Raw genomic sequence first — 21,020 nt, 5'->3', positions numbered from 1 at the left:
TCGCTTCCGGCAAGAGCCGATCACCAGTGGTTCGGATATATGCCTGTCTGGGCGGTGCGAAACGGCGAGCGCTTATGCTCGATAGCGAAGTGCATCGACGACGAGGGCAAATGCCGGCGACGTATGCCGGCGGCTCGGATAGTAGAGATGATAGCCGGAATACGGCAGGCACCAATCCTCGAGGACGCGCACCAGTCGTCCATCGGCTAGATGCGCCTCGACCAAGTTCTCCGGCATGTATGCCAGCCCCAGACCTGCCAGTACTGCGTTCAGCCGCAGCGCTATATTGTTGAAAACCAATTGCCCTTCGACCCGAACTCTGAGCTCGCGCCCGTCCTTTTCGAACTCCCATGCATAAACGCTGCCATAGGTCGGCAGGCGCAGATTGATGCAATTGTGATCCGTAAGGTCCTGCGGCGTCAGCGGCTTCGGCCTGGTGTCGAAATAGGCGGGAGCGCCGACTACGGCCATGCGCATGTCGGGGCCGATGCGCACAGCAATCATGTCCTTCGCCACCTGTTCTCCAAGCCGCACCCCCGCATCGTAGCGCTCCGCGACGATGTCGGTCAGACCGTAGTCGACGATGATTTCGACATTGATATCGGGATATTCAGGCAGGAGCTTTGCCAAGGCGGGCCAAAGGACGGCATTGGCCGCATGCTCGCCCGCATTGATGCGAATGGTGCCTGCCGGCTTCTCCCGAAACGCGCTCAAGGCAGCCAGCTCGCTCTCGATCTCGTCGAGGCGCGGTCCGATGGAGACGATCAGGCGTTCGCCGGCCTCTGTCGGCGCGACGCTGCGGGTCGTGCGTGTCAGCAATCGCAGTCCAAGTCGCTCCTCGAGCCCGCGGATGGTGTGGCTGAGAGCCGATTGCGACACACCCAGCTTACCCGCCGCCTTTGTGAAGCTCTGTGCGCGTGCAACGGCGAGGAAGGCGATGAGGTCGTTGACGGCGGGGCGCGGCATTTATGAAACTTTCTCATGGGTTCTTGCCGTTTATACCATCTAATCGCGATCAGGCGCACGCCCTAAATACCTTTTCACTCGAGTGGACATGTACACCCTGACATCGAAAGCCCGACATCGAAAGGAAGACAAGGATGGATATCAAGCGAAGCGGTTCGCAACCTTCGGCAAAGGGACCAGCCGATTGGTTTACCGGCAGCGTGCGTGTCGACCCGCTGTTTGCCGTGACCAGCCCCGCACGTGCGGCCGGCGCCAGCGTCACCTTCGAGCCCGGAGCCCGCACCGCCTGGCACACCCATCCGCTCGGCCAGACGCTGATCGTCACGTCGGGTTGCGGTCGCGTGCAGCGCGAGGGCGGCCCCGTCGAGAAGATCCGCGCCGGCGACGTCGTCTGGTTCGCCCCGGGTGAACGCCATTGGCACGGCGCATCGCCGACGACGGCGATGACCCATATCGCCATCCAGGAACAGCTCGATGGCAAGGTCGTCGACTGGCTGGAGCATGTCACCGACACGCAATACCAAGGTTAGAAAAGGAAACTTCTATGCAGAAACGTGAGCTTGGAAAGAGCGGACTTCATGTCTCGGCCATCGGTCTCGGCTGCATGGGGCTGGGTTACGGTTATGGCCCGGCGACAGGTATTCAGGAAGCGACCACACTGATCCAGCGGGCATTCGAACGCGGCGTGACCTTCTTCGACACGGCCGAGGCCTATGGCCCCTACAAGAACGAAGAGCTTCTGGGAGAGGCGCTCGCCCCCTTTCGCAACGAGGTGGTGATCGCCACGAAATTCGGTTTCAACTTTGATGCCAATGGTGGCCAGAGCGGCATGAACAGCCGCCCGGATCAGATCCGCGCGGTGGCCAACCAGGCGCTGAAGCGCTTGAAGACCGATGTCATCGATCTGTTCTACCAGCATCGCGTCGATCCGGATGTTCCGATCGAGGACGTCGCCGGCACGGTCAAGGCGTTGATCGCGGAAGGCAAGGTCCGGCATTTCGGCCTCTCCGAAGCCGGCGCCCAGACGATCCGCCGCGCCCATGCCGTCCAGCCTGTGACGGCGCTGCAGAGCGAATATTCGCTCTGGTGGCGCGAGCCCGAGCAAGAGATCCTGCCGGTGCTGGAGGAACTCGGAATCGGCTTCGTGCCGTTTAGTCCGCTCGGCAAGGGCTTCCTCACCGGCGCGATCAGCGAAACCACAACCTTCGACAGCAAGGACTTTCGCAACATCGTTCCGCGGTTTTCGGCAGACGCGCGAAAGGCCAACCAGGTGCTCGTCGATCTCCTCGCAGAGATCGCTGCGCACAAGAAGGTCACCTCGGCCCAGGTGGCGCTCGCCTGGCTGCTGGCGCAGAAACCCTGGATCGTACCGATCCCCGGCACCACCAAACTGCATCGGCTTGACGAGAACATCGCAGCCGCCGAGGTCGAACTGACTGTTGAGGATCTCGACAATATTGAAAGCGCGCTCGCCACCATCAAGGTGAAAGGCGATCGTTATCCCGCGCATCTGCAGGCAAGGGTCAACCGCTGAGAACAGAAGCGGCCGCCATCGTTTGCGGCCGCTTCTTCATCGCGTCATCGTCTCGGTGCCGGCGCGTTCTCCTGGAAAGCCGGGATTGTCTCGAGCCTGCCGACAATCTCGGCGATATTGGGCCACCGGGCGAGATCGAAGCCCATGCGTCGGGCGCTGATCGCCTGCGGGAAGAGAAAGATATCGGCAACGCCAGGCCGGTCGCCGACGGCGAAGGCGCCCGGCCTCCGGCCGGCAATCATCGTCTCCACAGCCGCCATTCCCTCGCCGACCCAATGGCGGCTCCAGCCGGCGATGGCATCGGCATCGGCCTGGAAGGTCGTTTTGAGATGCAACCCGATCCGCGGCGGCAGCAGCGCATGGATCTCGGCGGCGATCGCCAGGGCGATCGACCGCGCCAGCGCCCGGCCCTCCGCTGTGTCGGGCAGCAGGGCCGGTTGCGGCTGGACCTCGTCGAGATATTCGACGATCGCCAGCGACTGGGTGATGAGAACGCCGTCATCCGTCAGCAAGGCCGGCACCAGCCCTTGCGGATTGACGCTGCGATATCCGGCCTGCCGGCTCTCGGCCTCTTCGCCGAGAATGGAGATCGGCAGCACCTCGGCCGTCAGCCCCTTCAGGGCGAGCGCGATCCGGACTCTTGAGGTCGCCGAAGAAATTTCGTTCTGATAGAGTTTCACTGTCTTTCTCCCTGATGGCCTGAAGAGGAAACCGTGGACGCCGCCGTCACAAGGCCGGCGAGCGGCGAAGGCTCCCGCGAGCTTACGTCGTAGATGCAGGGCGCGGCGAAGACCGTCGCGCCCAGAATGCAGATGATCATCAATCGCATCAAAACCTCCATCGGCGAGGCCGATCGGTCGCTATCCGTCAGACAACGATCAATTCGACATGGATATTGCCGCGCGTGGCCTTCGAATAGGGGCAGGTCCGGTGCGCCTCATCCACCAGCGCCTTCGCGACATCCGCTTCGATGCCAGGCAAGCTGACATTGAGGCGGGCCTGCAGGAAATACCCGCCGTCGGTCGATCCGAGATCGACCTCGGCATTCACCGCGGTCTCCGCCGGAAGCCCGACCTTCAGCTTGCCTGCGGCTATGCCGATTGCGCCGATGAAGCAGGCCGACCAGCCGGCGGCGAAAAGCTGTTCGGGATTGGTGCCCGGCCGCGCGCTGCCGGGCGGCGAGAGCTTGATATTTAGCTCTCCGTCATCGCTCTGCGAAGCGCCGTCGCGCCCACCGGTGGTGCGGGTCTTGCCGGTATAAAGAACCTTGTCGATCTTGGTCATGGAAACACTCCTTGTCTCGGTCGCTACTCGCGATCGGATCGCCTCAGGCGATCGGGTTGAACGGAGTGAGGTTTGACCGACTGTTATATCCGGCATGTTTCCGAAATCGGCCGAAATGTCACAAAACGTAGCATCCGGCATCCAGGACATTATCCCATACAAACCGCCGGAAAATTTTCCGGCAGGCCAGCATCACCGAAGGGTGACTTCCGCCGCCAGCCCGCCGCCGGCGCGATTGTAGAGCCGAAGGGATCCGCCGATCTTGGCCGTCAGCTGCTGGGCGATGGCAAGACCGAGACCCGTGCCGCCGGTCTCCCGGTTGCGGGATTGCTCCAGCCGGAAGAAAGGCTGCATGGCGGCTTCGAGCATGTCGTCAGGAATGCCGGGCCCCCGATCCATCACCGATATGACGACGTCGTTTTCCGCGTTGTGCCCGACGCTGATTTCGGCGGCACCTGCAAATTTCAAGGCATTGTCGATGAAGTTCGACAGGATGCGGCGAAGGGCGTGCGGCTTGGTCAAGGCAGCGCCCTGAACCAGCCCGACGACCGTCACCGCCTTGCCGGTGTCCTGGTAATCGTAGGCTATACTGTCGATGAACGAGGCGAGATCGATGCGGGCATTCTTCTCGCCGCTGCCGTGGGCGCTGCGCGCATAGGCTATGCCGTCCTGGACGAGGCGCTGGATCTCGCCGAGATCATGCACCAGCTTGTCCTTCTCCGGCGAATCCTCGGCCATATCGGCGCGCAGCCGCATGCGGGTGATCGGCGTCTGCAGGTCATGCGAAATCGCCGCCAGGATCTGCACGCGCTCTTCGAGATAGTGGGCGATCCTCTCCCGCATCGCATTGAATGCCCTCGCTGCATGCGCGACCTCGCTCGGACCGGCCTCACTCAAGGCGGAACCGTCCTTGCTGGGGTCGAGGGCATCGGCGGCGGCGGCAAGCGCGCCGAGTGGCCGGATTGCCTGGCGAACCGCGAACCAGGTGCAGAGGATGAGCAGCAGCATCTGGATGATGAAGACATAGGGCAGCCATGCGGCGATCGGCATGACGCCCTTCGGCGTGACGTCGATCGTCAGCGGGCTTCCGTCGCTCAGCGTCAGATGCGCCTGCAGCCGGTTCACCTCACCCGGGATCCGTTCGATACTGATCGGAAAGCGGTGCCCGATCGCATCCTCGATCTTGCCTGCTATCTCCGTGCCTTTGCTTGACGTGTCCGGCACCCCGGGAAGACCAGGCCCGAGCACGAAGCGATAGTTGCCGCGGCTCAGCCGATCCAGGAGATCACCGCGCTCGCCCGGCGGAAGCCGGTCGAGAACGGCGATAGACGTTGCGACATCATTCTCCAGCGTGCCGAGCATCACCGCCTTGGCCGATATGGTGCGCTCCATATACAGCACGCTGAAGGACAGCCCGTAGGCAAGGGCGAGACCGACCAAAAGGATCAAGAAGATTCGCGACCGCAACGTCCTCGGCCAGATCAAACCCGAGAACCATGGGATCGCCCTCATTGGCGCAGCTCCGTGATTTCGACCGGAACGGAAAAGACATAACCTTCGCTGCGCACCGTCTTGATGTAGGTCGGTTCTCGCGCATCGTCGCCCAGCCGCTGCCGCAGGCGGCTGACCAGGAGATCGATCGAACGATCGAAGAGATCGGCATCGCGGCCCTGCGTCAGGCTCAGAAGCTGGTCGCGATTGAGCACCCGCTGCGGGTGATCGATGAAGACGCGAAGCAGCCGGTACTCGGCGCCGCTGAGTGCAATCGCAGTCCCCTCCTTGTCGAGAAGATGCCGGGCGACCGTGTCGAGCCGCCAGTCGCCGAAGCTCAGCAACTGCCCGGCCTCGCTGATCTGCAGGTTGGGCGGCAGCATGCGCGTGCGCCGCAGCACCGCCTTGATGCGGGCCAGCAGCTCGCGCGCGGCAAAGGGTTTGGCGAGATAGTCGTCGGCGCCCATCTCCAGCCCGAGGATCTTGTCCATCTCGTCGGTGCGGGCCGTCAGCATCAGGATCGGGATCGCCTTGTGCCGGCCGGCGCGCAACTCGCGGCACAGCACCAGCCCGTCGTCGCCGGGCATCATCACGTCGAGCACGATCAGGTCGACGGCATTGGCTTCGAGAAAACTGCGCATCTGCCGCCCGTCCGCGGCAGTGCTGGTCCTCAGGCCGTTCTTCTGCAGATAGCCCGAGACCAGCTCGCGGATTTCGCGATCGTCGTCGACGACCAGGATGTGATCGACATGATCCATATGTCCGTTCCCTTACCTGTAGAAGCGGCCGCGCCTTCCCCCTCGGCATCGAGGCGGCTGACGCGACCTACGCATATTCCGCCGGCCGGAGCAATGCGGCCCCCGCGCCTGCGATCAGAAGCGGTCGACGTCGATCACCGCCTGCGCGAAGGCCTGCGGTGCCTCCTGCGGCAGGTTGTGGCCGATGCCGCCGCCGATGGTGCGATGCTCATACCGGCCGGAGAACTTTCCGGCATAGGCGGAGGGCTCCGGATGCGGCGCACCGTTTGCGTCCCCCTCCATCGTGATCGTCGGCACGGAGATCATCGGCAATGCGGCAAGCGTCTTCTCATAGGCATCGTATTTGGCCTCGCCTTCGGCAAGCCCCAGGCGCCAGCGATAATTGTGAATGACGATCGCGACATGGTCGGGATTGTCGAAGGCGGCGGCCGATCTGTCGAAAGTGGCATCGTCGAAATTCCACTTCGGCGAGGCGGTCTGCCAAATGAGCTTTGCGAAATCATGGGTATTGCTCTCGTAACCCAGCCGGCCACGCTCGGTTGCAAAATAAAACTGATACCACCAGGCAAGTTCGGCCTTCGGCGGCAGCGGCTTCATATTGGCCTCCTGGCTGCCGATCAGATAGCCGCTCACCGAGACCATCGCCTTGCAGCGCTCCGGCCACAACGCCGCCATAATGTTGGCCGTCCGCCCGCCCCAGTCATAACCGGCAACGACCGCCTTCTCGATATCGAGCGCATCGAGCAGCGCGATCATATCGGCAGCCAGCGCCGACGGCTGCCCGTTGCGAGCCGTTGCCTGGTCCAGAAACCGGGTCGTGCCGTAACCCCGCAGATAAGGCACGATCACGCGATAGCCTGCCGAAGCCAGCAGCGGCGCGACATCGACGAAACTATAGATGTCATAGGGCCAACCATGCAGCAGCAGCACGACCGGTCCATCCGCCCTGCCCGCCTCGGCATAACCAATATCGAGCACCCCGGCATTCACCTGCTTCAGCGCCTCGAAGGACGTGTTGGTCCGGGCCTTCACGGCAGACAGCGCCGACTGGGCGGCGGCTCTGCCGGCCACGCCGAATTCGACCGCAGCAAGGGCGATGGCCGTCATGCCGAAGAAGCGGCGGCGGTGATGGTTGATTTGCTCTGACATCGGTCTCTCCTGTCGAATGAATCACGTCCTCAAAAGACGTTCCACTTGTATCAGCGATATGTCATGAGCCGTCGGTTTTGAATGCTGATGTAGCTTCCGGCGGCCGGGATACATTCCGATACAATCGCGCCGTTTTCATCGGCGGCCGCTGTCGCGACGCGAGTTTGTGTCGCTTTGTATCGGCCAAGCTCATCAGCAACACTTCGGTACATTTTCCCGAAAAACCGGACACATCCGGGATACGTCCGCCCCGCCATATCCCCGCCGTTGCTGGTTCAGGCCCATCGCCGTCCAGAGCCCGATCAACCGGTTTCAAAGGAAACGATGATGACACTTCTGATCATTGCCTATCTCGGAGGCGCGCTGACGATCCTCAGCCCGTGCATCCTCCCAATCTTGCCCTTCGTCTTCGCCCGTGCCGGCCAGCCCTTCGTCAAGAGCACGCTGCCGATGCTGGCGGGCATGGCCGCCACCTTCGCCCTTGTCGCCACGCTGGCCGCGGTCGGCGGCAGCTGGGCCATTCGCGCCAACGAATATGGCCGCCTTGCTGCGATCGTCCTGCTGGCGCTCTTCGGCGCCAGCCTGCTGTCGCCGCGCTTCGCAAGCACCCTTGCTCGCCCGATCGTCGATCTCGGCAACAATCTCCTGAACGCCAGCGACGGTGGACACGCTGCCCCGACGGTCAAGAGCGCCCTCATCCTCGGCACCGCCACCGGCCTGCTCTGGGCGCCCTGCGCCGGGCCGATCCTCGGCCTCGTCTTGACCGGCGCCGCCCTGCAGGGCGCCAATCTGCAGACCACCTTCCTGCTGGCCGCCTATGCCGCCGGTGCTGCGACCTCGCTTGCCGTCGCCCTGCTTGTCGGAGGCCGGATATTCACCGCCATGAAGCGTTCCCTCGGCCTCGGCGATCGGATTCGCCAGGGCCTCGGTGCTGCGGTCCTGGCGGGTGTCGCCGTCATCGCCCTCGGCCTCGACACCAGCCTGCTGGCGCGGCTTTCCTACGCGAGCACTGCATCGCTGGAACAGGCCGTGCTCGACAGGCTGCATGCCAAGCCCGCAGCCGGCGCCCCCGCCGAGGTCGCCAGCAACGACGTGATGATCGCTGACGCGAAGAAGCCGTTCCGCAGTGATCTGCCCGTCGAAGGTTATGCGCCGTCGCTCGATGGCGCCGTCGAGTGGCTGAACTCCAAGCCTCTGACCACCGAGCAGCTGCGGGGCAAAGTGGTGCTCGTCGACTTCTGGACCTATTCCTGCATCAACTGCATCCGCACGATCCCTTATGTCAAAGCCTGGGCGGAAAAATACGCCGATCAGGGCCTCGTGGTGATCGGCGTCCACGCTCCGGAATTCGCCTTCGAAAAGAAGATCGACAACGTCAGGAAGGCGGTCGAGGACTTTCAGATCGGCTATCCCGTTGCGATCGACAATGATTACAAAATCTGGCGCTCCTTCGAAAACAGCTACTGGCCTGCCGGCTATCTGATCGATGCCAAGGGCCAGATCCGCTACCACCATTTCGGCGAAGGCAATTACGGCAGGACCGAAAAAGCCATTCAGGACCTGCTGCGCGAGACCGGCAGCCAGATGACGTCAAGTGCGCCGGTCGCACCCGATGCCAAGGGCGTGGAAGCAGGTCCGGATCTCGGCAATATCCGCTCCGGCGAAACCTATCTCGGCTACGAACAGGCGGCGAATTTCGCCTCGCCCGAGGGACTGCAGGCCGACGCGCCGCAGAATTATTCGATCGCCGAACCCGGCCTCAACGGCTGGGGCCTGTCGGGAATCTGGACTATCGGCAAGGATCAGGCGACGCTTGATCAGGCCGGCGGCGGCATCACCTATCGCTTCAGCGCCCGCGACCTGCATCTCGTTCTCGGGCCCGGCGCCGACGGCAAACCGATCCGCTTCCAGGTGACGGTCGACGGCAAGGCGCCCGGGCCGGACCACGGCTCCGACATCGATGCCGATGGCAAAGGCACCGTGACCGCGACCAGGCTTTACCAGCTCGTGCGCCAGTCCGGCACGGTCGGCGCTCGCAATTTCGAGATCCGCTTCCGCGATCCCGGGGTGCAAGCCTACGCCTTCACCTTCGGCTGAGCCCGATACCTATCCAGACCTTCAACATCGACCACAAGGAGTGACCTCATGAACAAACATCTGACTTTCATCGCAGCCCTTGCCTTTGCCACCGCCGGAATCGCGTTCGCAGCCGAGGCTGCCGCGGTCAAGAACATCGTCATCGTCCACGGCGCGCTCGCCGACGGCTCGGGATGGCGCAAGGCGACCGAGATTCTAGAGAAACGCGGTTTCAACGTCACCATCGTCCAGGAGCCCATCACCTCGCTCGACGACGATGTGGCAGCAACGAAGCGGGTTCTCGACCTGCAGGAAGGACCGAGCCTGCTCGTCGGCCACAGCTATGGCGGCATGGTCATTACCGAAGCCGGCAGCGATCCCAATGTCGCAGGCCTCGTCTATGTCGCGGCCTTCCAGCCCGACAAGGGCGAAAGCCTGCTGAGCCTCGCCAGCTCCAAGCCCGCCGGCAGCATGGATATCAAGGAAACGAAGGACGGCAAATATCTCTATCTCGCCCCGGGCGCCTTCGCCGCGGATTTCGCCGCCGACCTTCCGAAAGCCGAGACCGACTTCCTGGCAAAATCGCAGGTCTTCGCCGCAAAACAGGCGTTCTCCGCCAAAATCAAAGATCCGGCATGGCGGACAAAACCGAGCTGGTCGATCGTCGCCACCGAGGACCGTGCCATCAACCCCGACCTTGAACGCGACATGGCAAAACGAGCCGGCAGCGAGGTGACCGAGATCAAGGCAAGCCACGCCGTCTTCGCATCCCAGGCAGAAAAGGTCGCCGACATCATCGAAAAGGCGGCTGGGAAAGCCGGCGAGTAGAACCGGCGGGATGAGGGCGGCAGATAATCTACGGCCGCCCTCAGCCAACAAGATGCCCCTCCCCACGAATGGAGAGGGGCAACGGTATTTACTGGTTGGCAGCCACTGGGCGAACCAGCGGCGTGACGCGGCGGACGGTGACGCGGCGGTTTTCCTGTTCGGGGCCTGACGTGTTGACCTTCAGATATTGCTCGCCATAGCCCTGTGTCGCCAGGTTCTCCGGCGGGATGCCGTAGACATCGGAGAGCACGTTGGCGACCGATTCCGCCCGCTGGTCGGAGAGGATCAGGTTGCTCTGATCGGTCCCGACGGCATCCGTATGGCCCTCGATCAGGAAGGTCTCGCTCGGATCCTTCTTCAGCACCTGGCTGATCGCGTCGGCAACCTTGCGGAGGGTGCGCGCTTGGGTCATCGGGATATCGGCGCTGCCGGTCGCGAAGGTGATCGTGTCGAGGTCGATGCGGCGCACCTTGTCGCGGATGCGGGCCGAATACTTCACTTCGTCGAGCGAGTAGACACGCTCCACCGGCTCGACGGGCGGCTCGCTCAGGAACTCGTAATAATCCCGGTCCGGATCACTGCGGGTATCGATGATGTAATCGCTGAGCGGCACGCGCAGCCGCATCGGCGGCAGGTCGGCGCCCGGATCCTCGAAATAGTCGCGGTCCGGATCGTCGTAGAGGTCTTGCGAATAATAGAGCACATGCTCGCGCCCGCGGGCGTCGACGCGCGACCGCTGAATGATGTCGCCATAGCGGTTGCGGATCGTCACGATGCGGTAACCCTCCGGCCGCGTGATCGTCTCGCGGTAGCGATCGCCCGACAGCTCCTCGTAGCTCGGCCGTTCGCCGTCGCGCAGGAACCGCCTGTCGTCGTCGCCACGCACAATCACCCGATTGTCGTACTGGATGATCACACGATTGTCGTCGGTGCTGTCGTCGACACGCGCGCCGTCGGGGCGGACGAATTGCGGCCGCGCATCGAGCTTCCTGCCCTTCTCGCTGGTTACCGCCTCGAGCTTGATCGTCGGCGCCTTGGCGCCGCTGGCGGCCTGCGCATCGGCATCCGAGGTCGGCACCTTCACCTCTTGGGTCTCGGCGCGCTGTCTGTCGCGGTCGCGGCGGCCTTCCCGGCCCTTGCTGCGGTCGGCATCCTTGTCGCTGTCGAGCACGGCGGCACCATTCTCGACCGGCAGCACGACGGTCTCGTTGCTCTTGGCCGGATCCGCGGCGATCGTCTTGCGACGCTCCAGCTCTTCGGGCGAAACCTTTTCCGGCGCCGGAATGGCCTGTTCCACCTGCTGGCCGCCGCTGGCATCCGGCAGCGGCTGGGCAGTGTCGGTCGCAGGCGCGGCCGGCTTTTCGCCGGCGGGCTGCTCGCCGGCAGGTTTTGCCGCGGTGCCGTCCTTCGGCTTTTCAGCGGGTGCGGCCTCCGGTGCCGCTGCTTTATCTTCGGGCGTCTTACCTTCGGTCGGCTTTTCCGCCGGTGTTGCGGCTTCACCCTTTGCCGGCTTCTTCTCAGCCGGTGCCTCGGCGGTGGGTTTTGCCTCCGGCTTGACTTCGGGCTTGGCCTGCTCCTCGGCCGGCGTCACGGCCTCGGGAGCGGCGGTCTCTGCCTTGCCCTTAGCTTTATCTTTGCCCTGGGCCTTGTCCTGCCCTTTGGCCCGCTTGCCGCCTTCCGGCTTGGCTTCCGGCTGCACCTGCTCCGTCTCCGGCTGCGCTTCCTTTGCCGCCGGCTGCTGTTCGGGCTGCGGCTGAGCCTCCGGCTCGGCCTGCTTCTTCAGCTTCCTCGGCTTCTCCTGCGTTACCGGCTGCTCCTGCTGCGGCGCGGCCTCCGGCTTGGCCTCGGGCTGAGCCTCCTGCTTAGCCTTCCGCTCGGGTTTGCTTTCGGCCTGCGGCGCGGGCTCTTGCTTCGGCGCTTCGGCCTTCGGCGGTTCCGGCTCCGCCTTGGGTTCCGGCGCCTCCTTGCGCTCAGCCTTCGGCTTTTCGGCGGGCGCTTCCTTCGGCTGTTTGGCGGCGGGCTCCTGTTCGGCCGGCGCCTCTTCCTTCTGTTTGCGCTTCTTCTTCAGCAACTCCTCTTCGGAAGGTGCATCCTGAGGCGCATCCTGCGCCACCTCGAAGCTGCCCTGTTCGACTTGCCGCACGGCCTGAGCCTGCGTCGCGACGTCGCGCACGGCGGCCATTGCCGATGCCGGCTGGAACGCCAGCGAGAGGGAAAGCAGCGGAAAAGCCGCGCTTGCGAACAATCTTGATTTCATGCCCATCGGGTTTCCTCGATCCTGTTTGAGCTTCCTGAAAGGCCGATAGGCCCTGCTTCCGCCCCTAGCGTCGCAATGAGGCGAAACGGCGAAATGGCAATCGCCGAACCGCCGACTTGTTCCGGTTCTAGGAAGCCGAGGATTAACCTCGCGTGAATGTTGCAGTCTGCCGAGGTTCATCTCGCCTGTTATTTGCACCGCCCAATTGCGATGGGATTTGTGTTGCAATTCCATGAAAAAAAGTCTGATTATCGCCGCAAGGCGGTCTCGGTACCGTTGAACTGCGGCCGTCAGCCCACGAGAAAAAGAGCGGCGGCTACCAACAGAGAGGATCCTCATGCATATCTCCACCCGTATTTTCGCGGCAGCCTCGATCGCGGCGATGTCCCTTTTCGCCGGCTCGGCCATGGCCGATGGCGAGAAGTATGTGATCGGCACCGATTCGACCTATCCGCCCTTCGAATTCGTCGACGCCAGCGGCACTATCCAGGGCTTCGACATCGACATCACCAAAGCGCTCTGTGCCGAGATGAAGGCCGAATGCTCTTTCGTCAGCACCGACTGGGATGGCATCATTCCGGCGCTGAACGCCAAGAAGTTCGACATGATCGTTTCCTCCATGTCGATCACGCCGGAGCGTCTGAAGCTCGTCGACTTCTCCAACAAATACTACAACACCCCGCCGGCCATCGCCGTGCCGAAGGATTCGAAGATCACAGACGTTGCCGGCCTCAAAGGCAAGGTGATCGGCGCGCAGACCTCCACGACGCACGCCAACTATGCCGAGAAGCATCTGGCCGACACCGAGCTCAAGCTCTATCCGACCGCTGACGAATACAAGCTGGACGTTGCCAGCGGCCGTGTCGACGCCGTCATCGACGACGTCGTCGTTCTCTCCGAATGGGTCAAGTCCGACGCCGGCGCCTGCTGCAAGATCCTGACGACCCTGCCGGTCGACAAGGAAATCAACGGCAACGGCGCAGGCATTGCGATCCGCAAGGGCGATCCGCTCAAGGAAAAGCTGAACACGGCAATCGCTGCGATCCGCGCCAGCGGTGAATACAAGAAGATCCAGGACAAGTACTTCGACTTCGACGTTTACGGCGAATAAGAAATTCGCTATCTGGCCGGTCAAGGTAATGGCGGAAGGCTTGCTCTTCCGCCATTTTTGTTTGACAAAGATGGCAAGATCAAAACGGCAAAAGCCGTGAGGGGAATTCACGCATGGGCGGATTATTTTCCGCGCTCGGCTCCTTCTGGAGCTTACTTGTGCACATTTTCGATCCGCTGTGCGGACCCGTTGGCATCTTCACCTGGTTGGGACAGTCGACGATCCTTGCCTGTGGCGATACCGGCTGGGGCGACGAGATCGCGCTTGGCCTGCAGGTCACCGTTTCGGTGGCGATCGTCACCCTGCCGATCGGTCTCGCCATCGGCTTTCTGGTGGCGCTCGGCCAGCAATCGGAAGAAAAGCCGCTGCGGCTGGCGGCCGGTATCTACACGACGATCTTCCGCGGCCTGCCGGAACTTCTGACTCTCTTCATCATCTATTACGGCATGCAGATGCTGATCCAGTCTCTGCTGACCTTCGTCGGTTACGATGGACCGCCGGTCGAAATCAACGCCTTCCTCGCCGGCGTCATCGCGCTGTCGGTGGTCTTCTCCGCCTACTGTTCTGAAGTGCTGCTCTCGGCCTTCCGCGCCATTCCCAAGGGGCAATATGAGGCGGGCGATGCGCTTGGGCTGCATCACGGCCGCACGCTGCGCCTGATCATCCTCCCGCAGCTCGTGCGCATCGCGCTGCCCGGCCTGACGAACCTCTGGATGGTGCTCCTGAAAGACACCTCCTATGTCTCGATCATCAGCCTTGCCGATATCCTGCGCCAGACGAGCGTCGCCGTGCGCGTCACCAAGGAACCCTTCTTTTTCTATGGCTTGGCCTGTTGCCTCTATCTGGTGCTCGCCATCCTCTCCTCCTTTCTGCTCGTCTATGTCGAGCGTTGGGCCAAACGTTCGGAGGTCCGCCGATGAGCTACGCCGAAACGCTGATCCCGCCGCAGCCCGCACCCCGCGAAGTCGTGAAGCCGATGACGGCTGCACGCCTCGCCGGCTACATCCTCGTTGCCATTTGGGCGCTCTTTGCCGCGCTGCTGATCTACACCGTCATCAATGGCTGGGATCCGGAGAAGTTCACCCGCTACGGGCCGCGATATCTGCACGGTCTCTGGGTGACACTCAGCCTCGTTGGCATCTCCGTCGTCGGCGGCGCGATACTCTCGCTGCCGCTCGCCATGGCGCGCCTATCGAAGAACCGGGCGCTCAACTGGCTCGCCTATGGCTATATCTATTTCTTCCGCGGCACGCCGCTGCTTGCCCAGCTTTTCCTCGTCTACTACGGCCTCGGCGTGTTCCGGCCGCAGTTGGAGAGCGTCGGCATCTGGTGGTTCTTCCGCGAAGCCTGGTATTGCGGCGTCTTCGCCATGACCATCAATACCGCAGCCTATCAGGCGGAAATCCTGCGCGGCGCCATCGAGAGCGTACCGCACGGTCAGCGTGAGGCGGCAGCCGCCCTCGGCATTCACAGGTCCATCGCTTTCCGCAAGATTATTCTGCCCCAGGCCTTCATCGTGGCGTTGCGCCCCTATGGCAACGAGATCATCCTGCTGATCAAGGGCTCGGCGGTCGTTGCCATCATTACCGTACTCGACCTGATGGGCGAAACCCGCTACGCCTTCTCCCGCACCTTCGACTATCAAACCTATCTCTGGGCGGCGATCTTCTATCTCTCCATCGTCGAAGCGCTGCGCCATCTCTGGGCGTGGATCGAACGCCGCCTGACCCGGCATCTCAAGCGTTGATGAATTCGGCCTAAGCTGGCAGCACTCTCTGAGCGATGCTGCCAAGCAATTGATATTAAAAATGAATTGTCCTTTTATGAAGTATCTGCAAAGCTTCTGTTAACCACTCGCATGTTTCCATATCACCTGGCGCTAATAAGCGCGCGAGTGGGAACGAGAAGAAGTGAACACGATGCACAAGGACATGGAAAAACAACTGCAGGGCTATGGTCTGACGACCGCCCAGATCCTCTACCACCTGCCGGATCATCCGGCGATCCTGCAGACATATGTCTGGCAGGAATATGATCTCGCCCCCGATTTCCCCGAAATGCGCGGCTTCCTGAAATTCTGGGAAGAGAAACTCGACGGACCGCTGCATTCGGTGCGCTACATCCACCGCAAGCTGATCTCGGCGACCGAGTGGCGGGCGCTGAAGGGAGAGTTCATCCTGCACTGATCCGGCTTGCGCGGCATCAGACATGCGCCTCGCCATGGCCGAATTCGCCTTGGGCGCGGGCCGGGCTGAGCGCAAAACAGAGGATGCCGAGGTAGAAGGCGACGACGATGACGAGGACCGCAAGGCCGGGAATGGGCCCCAGCACGGCATTGTCGATGACATAGGTCCAGGACTGCGCCTGCAGCGCTGGCATGCCCTCCGTCTGCAGTTTCGGCGTCGAGATCTTCAGGCACCAGGCCAGAAACAGGATGGAATACATCCAGCCGTAATTGCGTTTGAGCCGGCGGTGCATCGCGTCCCGGTAGCTGAGCAGGAAACGCGGCTTGCGCAGGCTGCTGGCGACCACCGCCGCCCATTCTCTGCTGCCCCCCGGCTCCGGCGCCAGAATCTGCGCGAAATAGCTGCGCTCGATCTGGCGGATGCGCGCGCGATAGATATCGAAGAAGCGGTAACGCCGCGCCTCGATGATCAGAAGTAGCGTCACCAGCATCATCCCGAACAGCAGGACCCCGTGATGCGAGCTCGGCGTCGACAGCGACACCGAGAGCAGAGCTGCCACCACGGTGATCGCCCAGTTCGACGTCCGATCGATGCGGTCGCGCCAGCTCGTCATCCGCCCGAGTTCGCCGCGGTAATAATGGCTGAGCGTATTGGTAATCTCGCCCGGCGTACCAGGCAGCAGCAACGCCCGCGCAGCCTCCCCTTCAAAGGCCGGTGACGGCCTATCTTGCTCCGATTTCATGGCTTTCCTCCCTTCGTCTTCTTTGCCGCCATTCTGCGCCCGCAGCCACGCCATTGCAAAACATCGAAAGCCGCCTTAGACGCATGGCTGAAACAAAAGGACGATGGACCGCGATGGCAAAGAAGATCGACGAAGAAGCCCTTGGCGAGGCCTATAACCGCGCCCTGGCGCTGGAAAAGGCCGGCGATATCGACGCGGCCGTTGCGGCCTATGAGGAAGTCCTGGCGATCGATCCCGACGATCACGGCGGTGCGGCCGTACGCATCGCCGCGATGGGCCGCGGCGAAACGCCGGTCAGGGCGCCCGATGCCTATGTCGAGACCCTATTCGACCAGCATGCCGAGGTTTTCGAGGACGTGCTCGTCGAGCAACTCGGCTATCACGTGCCGATGCTGGTGCGCCAGCGCCTGCAGGCGCTGAAACTTGGCCCGTTCAAGCGGCTGCTCGATCTCGGCTGCGGCACGGGCCTCACCGGCGGCGCGCTACGCGACCTCTGCGAGGATATGACCGGCATCGACATTTCGGAGAAGATGGTCGAGATCGCCCATGAGAAAGATCTCTACGAGACGCTTTTCGTCGCCGAGGTCGAGGATTTCCTCGACGACAATGATGAGGAAGCCTTCGACGTCATCACCGCCACCGACGTGCTGCCCTATCTCGGCGCGCTCGAACCGCTGTTCTTCGGCGCCGCCGAGAACCTGACGCAGGGCGGGCTCTTCATCTTCTCCTCGGAGACCCTGCCTGAAGAGACCCTCGCCGGCCGCGCCTACATGGTCGGCCCGCATCAGCGCTTCGCCCATGCCGACGCCTATGTGAAAGAACGCCTGGCGGCCACCGGCTTCGAACTCGTCGAGATATCGGATATCAACGTGCGCATGGAAGACGGTCAGCCGACACCCGGCCATCTGGTGATCGCCAGATATATCGGCTGAGATAATAGTTACACGATCGGCGAACTATCTGTTGCGTATTTCTCTCCGGCCTGATACTTAGTCGGTCGGTAAAGTTTTCCGCCAAACAGGAAAGGTCGCCGTATGTCGCTCGTGTTCTATGGGCATCCGCTCGCCTCCTTCTGCCACAAGGTGCTGATCGCGCTTTACGAAAACGGCACGCCCTTCGAAAACCGCCTCGTCGATCTGTCCGACGAGGCCTCGCGCGCCGATCTTTTCCGCTTCTGGCCGATCGGCAAGATGCCGCTGCTCAGGGACGAAGCGCGCGACAGCACGGTTCCCGAGACGTCGATCATTATCGAATATCTCGACCATTATTATCCCGGCCCCGTTTCCCTGCTGCCGCTGGAAATCGACCGGGCGCTGCAGGTCCGCCTCTGGGATCGATTCTTCGACCATTATGTCCAGGCGCCGATGCAGACCATCGTCAGCAATCGCCGGCGCCCCGAGGGCAAGGAAGACGGGACAGAAGTGGCCGCCTGCAAGGCGACGCTTGCCACCGCCTATGCGATGATCGAAAAACAGCTCTCCGAAAGCCCATGGATCTCAGGCGAGGCCTTTACCATGGCCGATTGCGCCGCAGCCCCCGCCCTCTTCTACGCCGAGACGCTGGTCCCGTTTTTAGAGGAGCAGCCGAAGCTTCGCGCCTATTACGACCGGCTTCTCGCCCGCCCGTCCTTTGCAAGGGCGCTGGAGGAAGCCCGCCCCTATTTCAAGTTCTATCCCTACCATGACAGGCTGCCCAGCCGCTTCCGGGATAGCGCGGGATGATCGACGGTCAGGCGGGTCTTGACCGCATGTTCCACGCGCTTTCCGACCGCAGTCGCCGTGGCATGATCGACCGCCTCGGCCGCGGCCCGGCGTCCGTCACCGAGCTGGCCGCGCCGCTTGCGGTCGCCCTGCCGACAGTGATGAAACATCTGCAGGTGCTGGAGGAAAGCGGCCTCGTACTCTCCGAAAAATCCGGCCGGGTGCGAACCTATCGCCTGCAGCAGGATGCGCTTGCCGCCGTCGAACGCTGGGTGGAACAGCGAAAGAGCCGCTGGACCGCCAGCTTCGACAGGCTGGATCAATATCTCGCCGAAGAACCGGAGACCTTTTCCGAATGACGACACGATCCGCCGAACACGCCACCCTCGTCATCGAGCGCCATCTGAAGGCGCCGGTCTCTCGCGTCTTCCGCGCCTGGTCGACGCCGGAGGCCAAGCGCCAGTGGTTCGCCTGCCACGGCGAATGGGTGCCGCTGGAATACGGGCTCGATTTCAGACCGGGCGGCACGGAAAGGAACCACGTCGCGGACCCCGATGGGCTTCTGCACGCCTATGACGCCTATTACATCGATATCGTGCCGGATACCCGCATCGTCTATGCCTATGAGATGAAGCTCGGCGAAACCCGTATCTCCGCCTCGCTCACCACCGTCGCCTTCGAAGCCCAAGCCGACGGCACCAGGATGGTCTTCACCGAGCAGGTGGTCTTTCTCGACGGCTACGCCGACAACGGCGCGCGTCTCCAGGGCACCGAAATCGGCCTCGACAATCTCGAACTCTTTCTCGAGCGCGAGGCGAGCCCGATCCATTAAAGCATGTCGCGCAAAAGTGTGCCGCGGTTTTGCGGCAACGACATGCTTGAAAACAAAGACCTAAAGCGCGTCGCATGAATCAAGTTTGACGCGACGTGCTTTAGCGGAATCTCAGCCGCTTGATTTCTTCCGGGAGGCGGCAGCCTTTGCTGACATATTCAATGCTGCGGCGGCGCGAACGAGCACCTTCAGCGCCTCCTCGTCGATCTCGTCGCCCTCATGGAAATCGATGGCGCGCCTCGTGTTGCCGTCGAGGCTGGAATTGAAGAGACCTGAAGGATCCTGTAATGAGGCGCCCTTGGCGAAGGTCAGCTTCACCGCGCTCTTATAGGTCTCGCCGGTGCAGATGATGCCGGAACGCTCCCACACCGGAACCCCTCGCCACTTCCATTCCTCGACCACCTCGGGCTCCGCTTGCTTGATGAGCGCCCGAACGCGGGCGAGCACTTCGCCGCGCCAATCGCCGAGTTCCTCGATCCTCGCATCGATCAGTTGAGATGGGGAGGCTCCCCCTTCTGCTTCCCCGGAATCGCTCTTCTTCATGGCTGCTGTCGCTTTCTTCATGGTTCCTCCCGCCCGTCATTCGAGGGGTATGGTTATCACATCCGTTCGCCGGGCAATCGGCTCGCCTGCTCCACCCAGGCGGCAAGCTGGGCTTCATCGATTTCGTCGTCCTCGCGGATGTCGAGGTAGCGGACTTCCTTCTGCTTGGAATGGCCGGGCGGCAGAGGCTGCAGCGACGCACCCCGGAAGAATGCCACCTTGACGTATTTCGTGAAGCAATGAATGCCGAGGAACCAGCCCTGCCCTTCGATGCCGTAGAAAGGCGAGTTCCATTTGACTGCCTTATATACAGTGGGCACGGTGCGCGTGATCAGCATATCGAGCCGGCGGCCGACGTCGCTTTTCCAGCCCGGCATGGCGGCGATATAGGCCTGCACCGGAGCGTCGCCATAACCCTTGGGAATCTGAGGGTTGCCGCCCGAGAGAAGGGTTGGCTCACCACCGGCCGGCTTGGCGGCGGTCTTCTTGGTGACTTTCTCTCCGATCTTGGACGTCTTGCCGGCCATTGCTTCACTCCGATCTCCCACGCCATCTGGCGGCATAGGGCACCAGGAAGAGATAAAGACCGGTCAACAATAGCAGGCCAAGCGGCAGCAGCGCCAAGAAGCCCACCCAGACGGTCGATTTCTCCTGTACCATGGCGATAATATTGAGAATGACCGCTACGGTAAAGGCAACGGACAGCCAGCGGTGGATCTGCCGCAACCAGTTGTTCCAGTTCAATGGGGCCTCCCTTAAAATCGGCCGAGGCGATGGGCGGCCTCACTCCATCCGCGCCAGCACCTGCTCCAGATTTGCAAGGAACTGCGTCCACCCGCTCCTGGCGCCGCCGTAAGCCTGCCGCTGATCCGGCCGGAAACCCGACTGCTCCATGCGCAGATGCGTGCCCGTGCCGGTCGGGGTGAGAGTCCAGGTGACCGTGCTTTCGAGACCGTAGGCATCCCAGCTATAGGACAGGGTCTTGTTCGGCTCGACCTCCAGAACCTTGCAGTCGACCGAACCCCAATCGGCGTTGAAGCTGAAGCGATGATCGACGGCCGGCTTGAAGTCGCTCTTCATCAGCCACTCCTGAATCAGGTGCGGCTGCGTGAGCGCCCGCCAGATCTTTTCCGAGGGAAAAGGGATTTCCCGCTCGATGACGACGGAGCGCGTTTCTGTCGATATGTCGGTCATTGATCCATCCTTTTCAGCAAATCTTCGAGATCGTTGAAGCGGTTTTGCCAGAACCCGGCCATCTCGCTCGTCCAGTCGACCAGCGGAGCAAGCGCACCGAGCTGTGCGCTATAATGCGTCTGGCGGCCTTCGTGGCGGTCGCGCACCAATCCGGCCTGTTTCAGAATGCCGAGATGTTTTGAGACGACCGGCTGCGAGACCCCGGCCCGAGCCGTCAGAGCCCCGACCGTCTTCTCCCCTTCCCGGCACAGCCGCTCGAACAGAGCCCGCCGGGTCGGATCGGCGAGCGCTTTGAACAGCGCGTCTTGAGCATCGGACATCTGGAATTCATACCCATTCAGCTATGAGTTAACGTATAGCTACGCAGGT

Annotated in this window: 26 protein-coding genes; 12 read left to right on the top strand and 14 right to left on the bottom strand. The window is 62.3% G+C overall.

Features of this window, described 5'->3' with window-relative positions; genetic code table 11:
• Positions 1 to 72 precede the first annotated feature (72 nt).
• Positions 73 to 966: a LysR family transcriptional regulator gene (locus QMO80_RS00730; RefSeq protein WP_283198468.1), complete on the bottom strand. Its 894-nt coding sequence runs from the start codon at positions 964 to 966 to the stop codon at positions 73 to 75.
• Between the two features lie 134 nt (positions 967 to 1,100).
• Between QMO80_RS00730 and QMO80_RS00725 the strand changes: the two genes are divergently transcribed.
• Together QMO80_RS00725 and QMO80_RS00720 are read left to right on the top strand one after the other, a co-directional pair.
• Positions 1,101 to 1,496, top strand: coding sequence for a cupin domain-containing protein (locus QMO80_RS00725; protein ID WP_183781927.1), 396 nt, complete (start codon positions 1,101 to 1,103; stop codon positions 1,494 to 1,496).
• A 14-nt stretch (positions 1,497 to 1,510) separates the two neighbouring features.
• A complete protein-coding gene (locus QMO80_RS00720) occupies positions 1,511 to 2,500 on the top strand; it encodes an aldo/keto reductase (protein WP_283198467.1) in 990 nt (329 codons plus the stop codon).
• 44 nt (positions 2,501 to 2,544) lie between these two features.
• Here QMO80_RS00720 and maiA read toward each other — a convergent pair whose 3' ends face one another.
• The 6 genes from maiA to QMO80_RS00690 form a co-directional block, all read right to left on the bottom strand.
• The gene (gene maiA / locus QMO80_RS00715) at positions 2,545 to 3,180 is read right to left on the bottom strand and encodes a maleylacetoacetate isomerase (protein ID WP_097628513.1); all 636 of its coding nucleotides are present in this window, start codon (positions 3,178 to 3,180) and stop codon (positions 2,545 to 2,547) included.
• Entirely contained in the window at positions 3,177 to 3,329 is a 153-nt protein-coding gene (locus QMO80_RS00710) for a hypothetical protein (protein WP_165503901.1), read from the bottom strand. The genes maiA and QMO80_RS00710 overlap by 4 nt, the downstream gene beginning before the upstream one ends.
• Positions 3,330 to 3,367: 38 nt before the next feature.
• Positions 3,368 to 3,784 carry an organic hydroperoxide resistance protein gene (locus QMO80_RS00705; RefSeq protein WP_131711033.1) on the bottom strand — a complete coding sequence of 139 codons (417 nt, stop codon included), beginning with the start codon at positions 3,782 to 3,784 and terminating at the stop codon, positions 3,368 to 3,370.
• A gap of 192 nt (positions 3,785 to 3,976) precedes the next feature.
• Positions 3,977 to 5,296, bottom strand: coding sequence for an ATP-binding protein (locus tag QMO80_RS00700; RefSeq protein WP_283198466.1), 1,320 nt, complete (start codon positions 5,294 to 5,296; stop codon positions 3,977 to 3,979).
• On the bottom strand, positions 5,293 to 6,033 hold the full coding sequence (locus QMO80_RS00695; RefSeq protein WP_283198465.1) for a response regulator: 741 nt from the start codon (positions 6,031 to 6,033) through the stop codon (positions 5,293 to 5,295). The genes QMO80_RS00700 and QMO80_RS00695 overlap by 4 nt, the downstream gene beginning before the upstream one ends.
• Before the next feature lie 114 nt (positions 6,034 to 6,147).
• Complete coding sequence (locus QMO80_RS00690; RefSeq protein ID WP_283198464.1) at positions 6,148 to 7,182, bottom strand: alpha/beta fold hydrolase; 1,035 nt, start codon at positions 7,180 to 7,182, stop codon at positions 6,148 to 6,150.
• 327 nt (positions 7,183 to 7,509) lie between these two features.
• On the opposite strand from QMO80_RS00690, the gene QMO80_RS00685 reads away from it, so the two are divergent.
• Together QMO80_RS00685 and QMO80_RS00680 are read left to right on the top strand one after the other, a co-directional pair.
• Positions 7,510 to 9,279, top strand: a complete 1,770-nt coding sequence (locus tag QMO80_RS00685) for a cytochrome c biogenesis protein DipZ (protein ID WP_283200079.1) — start codon at positions 7,510 to 7,512, stop codon at positions 9,277 to 9,279.
• A gap of 48 nt (positions 9,280 to 9,327) precedes the next feature.
• Positions 9,328 to 10,086, top strand: a complete 759-nt coding sequence (locus tag QMO80_RS00680) for an alpha/beta fold hydrolase (RefSeq protein WP_283198463.1) — start codon at positions 9,328 to 9,330, stop codon at positions 10,084 to 10,086.
• Between the two features lie 88 nt (positions 10,087 to 10,174).
• Here the strand turns inward: QMO80_RS00680 and QMO80_RS00675 are convergent, their stop codons facing one another.
• Positions 10,175 to 12,349 carry an OmpA family protein gene (locus QMO80_RS00675; protein WP_283198462.1) on the bottom strand — a complete coding sequence of 725 codons (2,175 nt, stop codon included), beginning with the start codon at positions 12,347 to 12,349 and terminating at the stop codon, positions 10,175 to 10,177.
• Between the two features lie 331 nt (positions 12,350 to 12,680).
• Here QMO80_RS00675 and QMO80_RS00670 point away from each other — a divergent pair, with 331 nt between their 5' ends.
• The 4 genes from QMO80_RS00670 (at position 12,681) to QMO80_RS00655 (ending at position 15,640) form a co-directional block, all read left to right on the top strand.
• Positions 12,681 to 13,454 (top strand): transporter substrate-binding domain-containing protein, encoded by a 774-nt coding sequence (locus QMO80_RS00670; protein ID WP_064838806.1) that lies wholly within the window; start codon positions 12,681 to 12,683, stop codon positions 13,452 to 13,454.
• Positions 13,455 to 13,567: 113 nt separating this feature from the next.
• Complete coding sequence (locus QMO80_RS00665; RefSeq protein ID WP_283198461.1) at positions 13,568 to 14,374, top strand: ABC transporter permease; 807 nt, start codon at positions 13,568 to 13,570, stop codon at positions 14,372 to 14,374.
• Positions 14,371 to 15,201: an ABC transporter permease gene (locus tag QMO80_RS00660; protein ID WP_283198460.1), complete on the top strand. Its 831-nt coding sequence runs from the start codon at positions 14,371 to 14,373 to the stop codon at positions 15,199 to 15,201. The genes QMO80_RS00665 and QMO80_RS00660 overlap by 4 nt, the downstream gene beginning before the upstream one ends.
• Positions 15,202 to 15,373: 172 nt before the next feature.
• A complete protein-coding gene (locus QMO80_RS00655; RefSeq protein ID WP_003594110.1) occupies positions 15,374 to 15,640 on the top strand; it encodes an usg protein in 267 nt (88 codons plus the stop codon).
• 16 nt (positions 15,641 to 15,656) lie between these two features.
• Here the strand turns inward: QMO80_RS00655 and QMO80_RS00650 are convergent, their stop codons facing one another.
• A complete protein-coding gene (locus tag QMO80_RS00650; RefSeq protein WP_283198459.1) occupies positions 15,657 to 16,382 on the bottom strand; it encodes a DUF2270 domain-containing protein in 726 nt (241 codons plus the stop codon).
• A 113-nt stretch (positions 16,383 to 16,495) separates the two neighbouring features.
• On the opposite strand from QMO80_RS00650, the gene QMO80_RS00645 reads away from it, so the two are divergent.
• From QMO80_RS00645 to QMO80_RS00630, 4 genes are all read left to right on the top strand, one after another.
• Complete coding sequence (locus QMO80_RS00645) at positions 16,496 to 17,314, top strand: methyltransferase (RefSeq protein WP_283198458.1); 819 nt, start codon at positions 16,496 to 16,498, stop codon at positions 17,312 to 17,314.
• A 102-nt stretch (positions 17,315 to 17,416) separates the two neighbouring features.
• Positions 17,417 to 18,103: a glutathione S-transferase family protein gene (locus QMO80_RS00640; RefSeq protein WP_283198457.1), complete on the top strand. Its 687-nt coding sequence runs from the start codon at positions 17,417 to 17,419 to the stop codon at positions 18,101 to 18,103.
• Positions 18,100 to 18,441 carry a helix-turn-helix transcriptional regulator gene (locus tag QMO80_RS00635; protein WP_283198456.1) on the top strand — a complete coding sequence of 114 codons (342 nt, stop codon included), beginning with the start codon at positions 18,100 to 18,102 and terminating at the stop codon, positions 18,439 to 18,441. The genes QMO80_RS00640 and QMO80_RS00635 overlap by 4 nt, the downstream gene beginning before the upstream one ends.
• Positions 18,438 to 18,914: an SRPBCC family protein gene (locus tag QMO80_RS00630; protein WP_283198455.1), complete on the top strand. Its 477-nt coding sequence runs from the start codon at positions 18,438 to 18,440 to the stop codon at positions 18,912 to 18,914. Before QMO80_RS00635 ends, QMO80_RS00630 begins: the two co-directional genes overlap by 4 nt.
• Positions 18,915 to 19,025: 111 nt before the next feature.
• Here the strand turns inward: QMO80_RS00630 and QMO80_RS00625 are convergent, their stop codons facing one another.
• The 5 genes from QMO80_RS00625 to QMO80_RS00605 are packed head-to-tail and all read right to left on the bottom strand — an operon-like array spanning position 19,026 to position 20,971.
• The gene (locus QMO80_RS00625; protein ID WP_283198454.1) at positions 19,026 to 19,478 is read right to left on the bottom strand and encodes a DUF1801 domain-containing protein; all 453 of its coding nucleotides are present in this window, start codon (positions 19,476 to 19,478) and stop codon (positions 19,026 to 19,028) included.
• Between the two features lie 35 nt (positions 19,479 to 19,513).
• A complete protein-coding gene (locus QMO80_RS00620; protein ID WP_283198453.1) occupies positions 19,514 to 19,984 on the bottom strand; it encodes a DUF1801 domain-containing protein in 471 nt (156 codons plus the stop codon).
• Between the two features lie 4 nt (positions 19,985 to 19,988).
• Positions 19,989 to 20,201 (bottom strand): hypothetical protein, encoded by a 213-nt coding sequence (locus QMO80_RS00615; protein WP_283198452.1) that lies wholly within the window; start codon positions 20,199 to 20,201, stop codon positions 19,989 to 19,991.
• Positions 20,202 to 20,240: 39 nt separating this feature from the next.
• Entirely contained in the window at positions 20,241 to 20,651 is a 411-nt protein-coding gene (locus QMO80_RS00610; protein ID WP_097628495.1) for an SRPBCC domain-containing protein, read from the bottom strand.
• Positions 20,648 to 20,971 (bottom strand): helix-turn-helix transcriptional regulator, encoded by a 324-nt coding sequence (locus QMO80_RS00605; RefSeq protein ID WP_283198451.1) that lies wholly within the window; start codon positions 20,969 to 20,971, stop codon positions 20,648 to 20,650. Before QMO80_RS00605 ends, QMO80_RS00610 begins: the two co-directional genes overlap by 4 nt.
• Between the last annotated feature and the right edge of the window lie 49 nt (positions 20,972 to 21,020).

Origin of the sequence: Rhizobium sp. BT03, from assembly GCF_030053155.1 — a bacterium.
Classification (GTDB): Bacteria; Pseudomonadota; Alphaproteobacteria; order Rhizobiales; family Rhizobiaceae; genus Rhizobium.
Note: the sequence above shows the minus strand (reverse complement) of the source record. Positions and strands in the feature narration are given on the sequence as shown.

What these genes read in the sequence shown, in the direction of transcription:
- QMO80_RS00730 (WP_283198468.1), bottom strand. Translation starts at nt 966, where the DNA reads ATGCCGCGCCCCGCCGTCAACGACCTCATCGCCTTCCTCGCCGTTGCA.
- QMO80_RS00725 (WP_183781927.1), top strand. Translation starts at nt 1,101, where the DNA reads ATGGATATCAAGCGAAGCGGTTCGCAACCTTCGGCAAAGGGACCAGCC.
- QMO80_RS00720 (WP_283198467.1), top strand. Translation starts at nt 1,511, where the DNA reads ATGCAGAAACGTGAGCTTGGAAAGAGCGGACTTCATGTCTCGGCCATC.
- QMO80_RS00710 (WP_165503901.1), bottom strand. Translation starts at nt 3,329, where the DNA reads ATGCGATTGATGATCATCTGCATTCTGGGCGCGACGGTCTTCGCCGCG.
- QMO80_RS00705 (WP_131711033.1), bottom strand. Translation starts at nt 3,784, where the DNA reads ATGACCAAGATCGACAAGGTTCTTTATACCGGCAAGACCCGCACCACC.
- QMO80_RS00700 (WP_283198466.1), bottom strand. Translation starts at nt 5,296, where the DNA reads ATGAGGGCGATCCCATGGTTCTCGGGTTTGATCTGGCCGAGGACGTTG.
- QMO80_RS00695 (WP_283198465.1), bottom strand. Translation starts at nt 6,033, where the DNA reads ATGGATCATGTCGATCACATCCTGGTCGTCGACGACGATCGCGAAATC.
- QMO80_RS00690 (WP_283198464.1), bottom strand. Translation starts at nt 7,182, where the DNA reads ATGTCAGAGCAAATCAACCATCACCGCCGCCGCTTCTTCGGCATGACG.
- QMO80_RS00685 (WP_283200079.1), top strand. Translation starts at nt 7,510, where the DNA reads ATGACACTTCTGATCATTGCCTATCTCGGAGGCGCGCTGACGATCCTC.
- QMO80_RS00680 (WP_283198463.1), top strand. Translation starts at nt 9,328, where the DNA reads ATGAACAAACATCTGACTTTCATCGCAGCCCTTGCCTTTGCCACCGCC.
- QMO80_RS00675 (WP_283198462.1), bottom strand. Translation starts at nt 12,349, where the DNA reads ATGGGCATGAAATCAAGATTGTTCGCAAGCGCGGCTTTTCCGCTGCTT.
- QMO80_RS00670 (WP_064838806.1), top strand. Translation starts at nt 12,681, where the DNA reads ATGCATATCTCCACCCGTATTTTCGCGGCAGCCTCGATCGCGGCGATG.
- QMO80_RS00665 (WP_283198461.1), top strand. Translation starts at nt 13,568, where the DNA reads ATGGGCGGATTATTTTCCGCGCTCGGCTCCTTCTGGAGCTTACTTGTG.
- QMO80_RS00660 (WP_283198460.1), top strand. Translation starts at nt 14,371, where the DNA reads ATGAGCTACGCCGAAACGCTGATCCCGCCGCAGCCCGCACCCCGCGAA.
- QMO80_RS00655 (WP_003594110.1), top strand. Translation starts at nt 15,374, where the DNA reads ATGCACAAGGACATGGAAAAACAACTGCAGGGCTATGGTCTGACGACC.
- QMO80_RS00650 (WP_283198459.1), bottom strand. Translation starts at nt 16,382, where the DNA reads ATGAAATCGGAGCAAGATAGGCCGTCACCGGCCTTTGAAGGGGAGGCT.
- QMO80_RS00645 (WP_283198458.1), top strand. Translation starts at nt 16,496, where the DNA reads ATGGCAAAGAAGATCGACGAAGAAGCCCTTGGCGAGGCCTATAACCGC.
- QMO80_RS00640 (WP_283198457.1), top strand. Translation starts at nt 17,417, where the DNA reads ATGTCGCTCGTGTTCTATGGGCATCCGCTCGCCTCCTTCTGCCACAAG.
- QMO80_RS00635 (WP_283198456.1), top strand. Translation starts at nt 18,100, where the DNA reads ATGATCGACGGTCAGGCGGGTCTTGACCGCATGTTCCACGCGCTTTCC.
- QMO80_RS00630 (WP_283198455.1), top strand. Translation starts at nt 18,438, where the DNA reads ATGACGACACGATCCGCCGAACACGCCACCCTCGTCATCGAGCGCCAT.
- QMO80_RS00625 (WP_283198454.1), bottom strand. Translation starts at nt 19,478, where the DNA reads ATGAAGAAAGCGACAGCAGCCATGAAGAAGAGCGATTCCGGGGAAGCA.
- QMO80_RS00620 (WP_283198453.1), bottom strand. Translation starts at nt 19,984, where the DNA reads ATGGCCGGCAAGACGTCCAAGATCGGAGAGAAAGTCACCAAGAAGACC.
- QMO80_RS00610 (WP_097628495.1), bottom strand. Translation starts at nt 20,651, where the DNA reads ATGACCGACATATCGACAGAAACGCGCTCCGTCGTCATCGAGCGGGAA.
- QMO80_RS00605 (WP_283198451.1), bottom strand. Translation starts at nt 20,971, where the DNA reads ATGTCCGATGCTCAAGACGCGCTGTTCAAAGCGCTCGCCGATCCGACC.